The organism is Streptomyces phytophilus (genome assembly GCF_013870535.1).
Lineage (GTDB): Bacteria > Actinomycetota > Actinomycetes > Streptomycetales > Streptomycetaceae > Streptomyces > Streptomyces phytophilus.
Window position 1 is genome coordinate 1 of record NZ_JACBXC010000455.1, and the last position, 4,427, is coordinate 4,427.

Consider the following 4,427-nt stretch of genomic DNA (forward strand, 5'->3'; position numbering starts at 1 on the left):
CCCCGCTGACCGCGACCGCCGCGCCGACCATCACGGCGACCAGCGCGAACATCGCGGAGCGGAAGCGGTGCACGTCCAGCCCGAGGGCGGCGGCGGCCTCCTCGCCGGCGAGGAGCAGGTTGAGCGGACGGGCGACGGCGAGCAGCGCGGCCGTACCGAGGACGACGACGGCCAGCGGGATCCAGATCAGCCGCCACGTGCTGCCGGCCAGCCCGCCGAGCATCCAGCGCAGGGCGGCCTGCGTCTTGTGCGGGTCGCCGGAGGTGACGATGAGGAAGCCGACGACGGCGGACAGGACCTCGGCCGTGGCGACGCCCGCGAGCACGAGGCGCAGCGACGTCATGCGGCCGTCGGCGCCGAGGGCGAGGAAGTAGACGGCCACGAGCGCGCCGAGGGCGCCGGCGAAGGCGGCGAGCGGCAGCGTGAACAGGCCGAGGACGGTGACGTTGAAGACGACGACGAGCACGGCGCCGACCGTGGCGCCCGAGGAGATGCCCAGCAGCATGGGGTCGGCGAGCGGATTGCGTACGAGCGCCTGCAACGCCATCCCGCACACCGCGAGCCCCGCCCCCACCGCCCCGGCGAGCAGCACGCGCGGGAGGCGTACGTCCCAGACGATGGTCTCGCGCACGGGGGTCCAGCCGGGCTCGGCGAGGGCGGGGTGGAGGCGGTGGAGGAGGATGCCCCAGACCTGGCCGGCGGGGATGCGGACGGAGCCGAGGGCGATGGCGGCGGTGGCGGAGAGCAGCACGAGGACGCCGAGGGCCAGCAGAACGAGAACGAAGGAGACCCGCCGCCCCTTCACCCCCGTCACCGCCCCCGTCACCGCCCCCGTCACCGCCACCGGTTCCGCCACCGGTTCCGTCACCGTCACCGGAAGCGGTCGGGGTGGAGTTGGCGGGCAAGCGAGTCGACGGCCTGCGGGACCCGTACGCCCAGGACGGTCGAGGACAGCGGCAGGACCGCGAAGCGCTCGTTCCGGATCGCCGGTACGTCCTTGAGCGCGGGGTGCGTGAGCAGGAAGCGCTTCTTGTCGGCGACGGACTGCTCGCCGTAGTCGTAGATGAGGACCACGTCCGGCGCGCGGGCGGCGACCTGCTCGAACGACACGTCGCCGAAGGGCTTGCCGAGGTCGGCGAAGACGTTCGCGCCGCCGGCCAGCTTCATGATCTCGTTGCCGATGCCGCCGCCGCCCGCGGTGAACGCGGTCCTGTCCCCGCTGTCGTAGACGAAGACCTCCGCAGGGTCGGCGCCGGCGACCGCGCCGCGTACGGCGTCGAGCGTCCCGTGCAGTTGGCCGAGCAGCTTCTCGGCCCGCCGCGGGACGCCGAACACCTCGGCGACGGTGCGTATCTCGCGGTCCATGAGGTCCACGGTCACGGGGGGCTCGGCGCACGCCTCCAGGTTGAGGTACGAGTCGATGCCGGCCCCGGCGAGCGCGTCGCGGTCGCGGCCCTCCTCGAAGGTGCTGGCGAACCCGCCGTAGACGAAGTCGGGTTCGGCGGCGAGCAGCGCCTCGTACGAGGGGTACTCGTCGGCGATCACCTCGATGCCCTCGTACGCCTCGCGGTACGCGGGCGGGATCTCGTCGTCGAGATAGCCGGTGCCGGCCATCGACTCCTCCAGCCCGAGCGCGAGCATGATCTCGGTGACGTGCTGGTTGAGGGTCACGGCCCGCTCCGGCGGCCGCTCGTAGACGGTCTCGACGCCGCAGTTGCCGACGGTCACGGGAAACCCGGCCGGCGACCCACCGCCACCGTCCTCCCGGGCGGGACCGCCGCAGGCGGCGGCGCACAGCAGGAGAGCGGGAACGAACACACGCAACGGCCGCACCACGGGGCCGCGCAGACGGGCACGCACGACGGCGCACGCTCCTCTCCGGGGAAATCCGCCCCAGATTCGCCGAGGAGGCGACGACGTGAGTCTCCTGGCTCTCGGTTCACCGCCGGCCCCTGGCCTTCCCACCCCCGCGGGGGCAGTGGCCTGTTCGGGGTCGACTCACCGATCACAGTGGCGGGACCGCACCGGATTCACACCGGCTTCCTCGTTCCGCCGTCACCTTTTGGAGCGCCCATCATCGCAGAAGGCCGCCCCGGCAGGGAGCCCCGGACCATCTCCACCGGGTCCGGCGCTTCCCGCCGGTCGACTGCGCCACCAAGCGCCGGGTGCCGGGCCCGGCGCCGGGGAGTGAGTGGGTGCCCGGTTAGGGTGTAACGCATGGAATCCAGTAGTGACCCTTACGAGATACGTCCCGGGGTGCCCTCCGCCGAGGTGTACCGGCGGCTGCGTACCGGGGCCGGGCTGTCGGACAAGGCGGCCGAGGCCGTCGCCGTCGCGCTGCCGAACACCTGGTACGGCGTCGTCGTGCACCACCGCGGGGTGCCCGTGGGGATGGGGCGGGTCGTCGGGGACGGGGGGACCGCGTTCCAGGTGGTGGACATGTGCGTACTGCCCGCGCACCAGGGGCGGGGGCTCGGGAAGCGGATCATGGGGCGCTCGTGGCGGAGCTGGACCGGCGGGCGCCCGCCACCGCGTACGTGTCGCTGATCGCGGACGGCCCCGCGCGGTTCCTGTACGAGAAGTTCGGCTTCGCCGACGTCGCCGGGCACGGCTCCGTCGGCATGTACCGCACCGCCTGAGCCGTACCGCGCCCGCGGCGCACCCCCCGCGGCTCGCGCTCCCCGCCTCGTACGGCCATACGATGGGCCAATGCCGGAGCGCGACACCGCCCCCTCGCCCACCCCCGCCTTCCACCGCCACGAGTGGACGCCCGACCGGGAGCAGCTCGAAGCCGCGAGCACGGTGTTCGCCCTGCTCGCCGACGCGACGCGGCTGCACCTGCTGTGGCTGCTGGCCGAGGGCGAGGCCGACGTCACCGAGCTGGCCACCGCCAGCGGCGCCGCCCGGCCGGCAGTCAGCCAGCACCTGGCCAAGCTGCGGCTCGCCAACCTCGTGCACTCCCGGAAGGAGGGCCGCCGCGTCGTGTACTCGCTGCGCGACGGCCACCTGCGCGGACTCGTCGTCGAGGCGCTCAACCACGCCGACCACCTCATGACCGGCGAGCCCTGGCACTCCTGAGCCACCCCTGAGCCACCCCTGAGCCGCGTCCGGGCCCCTCACACCTTCTTTCCACCCCCGGGAATACCGCCCCCGACCCCCTCTGTTCAACGTGTGCGTATATGCGCACACGAGCAAAGGAAGAGGCCAGGGCCATGTTCTCCGTACTCCGCAACCGCACCTACAGACACCTCTTCGCCGCCCAGGTCATCGCCCTCGTCGGCACCGGCCTTGCCACCGTCGCGCTCAGCCTCCTCGCCTACGACCTCGCCGGCGGCAACGCCTCCGCCGTGCTCGGCACCGCCCTGGCCGTCAAGATGGTCGCCTACGTCGGCATCGCCCCCGTCATCGGCGCCTTCGCCGACCGCATCCCGCGCCGCGCCCTGCTGGTCACCGCCGACCTGCTGCGCGGCGTCGTCGCGCTCGCGCTGCCGTTCGTGACCGAGGTCTGGCAGATCTACGTGCTGATCTTCCTGCTCCAGTCCGCCTCCGCCGCGTTCACCCCGACCTTCCAGGCGACCATCCCCGAGGTGCTCCCCGCCGAGCGCGACTACACCCGGGCGCTGTCGCTGTCGCGGCTCGCGTACGACATGGAGAGCCTGTTCAGCCCCGTGCTCGCCGCCGGGCTGCTGACACTCCTCACCTACGACCGGCTCTTCCTCGGCACCGCCGCCGGCTTCGCCGCCTCCGCCGCACTGGTCGTCTCCGTGGCGCTGCCGAAGCCGGCGCCGCGCGAGGCGGGCGGCGGGAGCGGCGGGGTGTTCGCCAAGGCCGCGTACGGCATGAAGCTCTTCGGCTCCGCGCCGCAGCTCCGCGCGCTCCTCGCGCTCAACCTCGCGGTGGCGGCGGCCGGCGCGATGGTCGTCGTGAACACCGTCGTCCTGGTCCGCGACCACTTCGCCCGCTCGGTCGGCGACGTGTCGCTCGCCCTCGGCTCCTTCGGCGCCGGGTCGATGGCCGTGGCGCTGGCGCTCCCCCGGGTGCTGGAGCGGGTCGGGGACCGCGCGGTGATGCTGCCGGCTGCGTTCGTGCCGGCGCCGGTGCTGGCCGTCGTCGGGGCGGGCCTCGCGGCGGGCGTACGGACCTGGCCGGCGCTGCTCGCCGCGTGGGCCGTGCTCGGGGCGGCGACCTCGGCGATGGTGACGCCCACGGGGCGGCTCATCCGCGGCGCGGTGCCGGGGCGGGCGGACCTGCCGGCGGCGTTCGCGGCGCAGTTCTCGCTGTCGCACGTCGCGTGGCTGCTGACGTACCCGCTGGCCGGATTTCTGGCGGCGCGCCCGTCCCCGCCCGCGCCGCCAGAAATCCGGCCAGCGGGTACGTCAGCAGCCACGAAAGACGCACACCAGGATCCGGAAGCTTCCTGGTGGATA

Annotated in this window: 4 protein-coding genes, 1 pseudogene and 1 riboswitch; of the genes and pseudogenes, 3 read left to right on the forward strand and 2 right to left on the reverse strand. The window is 73.6% G+C overall.

Features of this window, described 5'->3' with window-relative positions; all coding sequences use genetic code 11:
• Together H5J30_RS19055 and H5J30_RS19060 are read right to left on the reverse strand one after the other, a co-directional pair.
• Positions 1-856, reverse strand: an 856-nt coding sequence (locus H5J30_RS19055) for a FecCD family ABC transporter permease (protein ID WP_309505575.1), incomplete at its 3' end; no start/stop codon positions are given.
• Positions 857-870: 14 nt separating this feature from the next.
• Entirely contained in the window at positions 871-1,860 is a 990-nt protein-coding gene (locus tag H5J30_RS19060; protein ID WP_508470552.1) for an ABC transporter substrate-binding protein, read from the reverse strand.
• A gap of 44 nt (positions 1,861-1,904) precedes the next feature.
• Positions 1,905-2,088, reverse strand: a riboswitch (cobalamin riboswitch).
• A gap of 129 nt (positions 2,089-2,217) precedes the next feature.
• On the opposite strand from H5J30_RS19060, the pseudogene H5J30_RS19065 reads away from it, so the two are divergent.
• The 3 genes and pseudogenes from H5J30_RS19065 to H5J30_RS19075 form a co-directional block, all read left to right on the forward strand.
• Positions 2,218-2,639 (forward strand): annotated as a pseudogene (locus H5J30_RS19065) (GNAT family N-acetyltransferase).
• Positions 2,640-2,709: 70 nt separating this feature from the next.
• Positions 2,710-3,078, forward strand: a complete 369-nt coding sequence (locus H5J30_RS19070) for an ArsR/SmtB family transcription factor (RefSeq protein WP_181788624.1) — start codon at positions 2,710-2,712, stop codon at positions 3,076-3,078.
• Between the two features lie 134 nt (positions 3,079-3,212).
• Positions 3,213-4,427 (forward strand): MFS transporter (locus tag H5J30_RS19075; protein WP_258563406.1); only part of this gene is annotated, 1,215 nt, incomplete at its 3' end.

What these genes read in the sequence shown, in the direction of transcription:
- H5J30_RS19070 (WP_181788624.1), top strand. Translation starts at nt 2,710, where the DNA reads ATGCCGGAGCGCGACACCGCCCCCTCGCCCACCCCCGCCTTCCACCGC.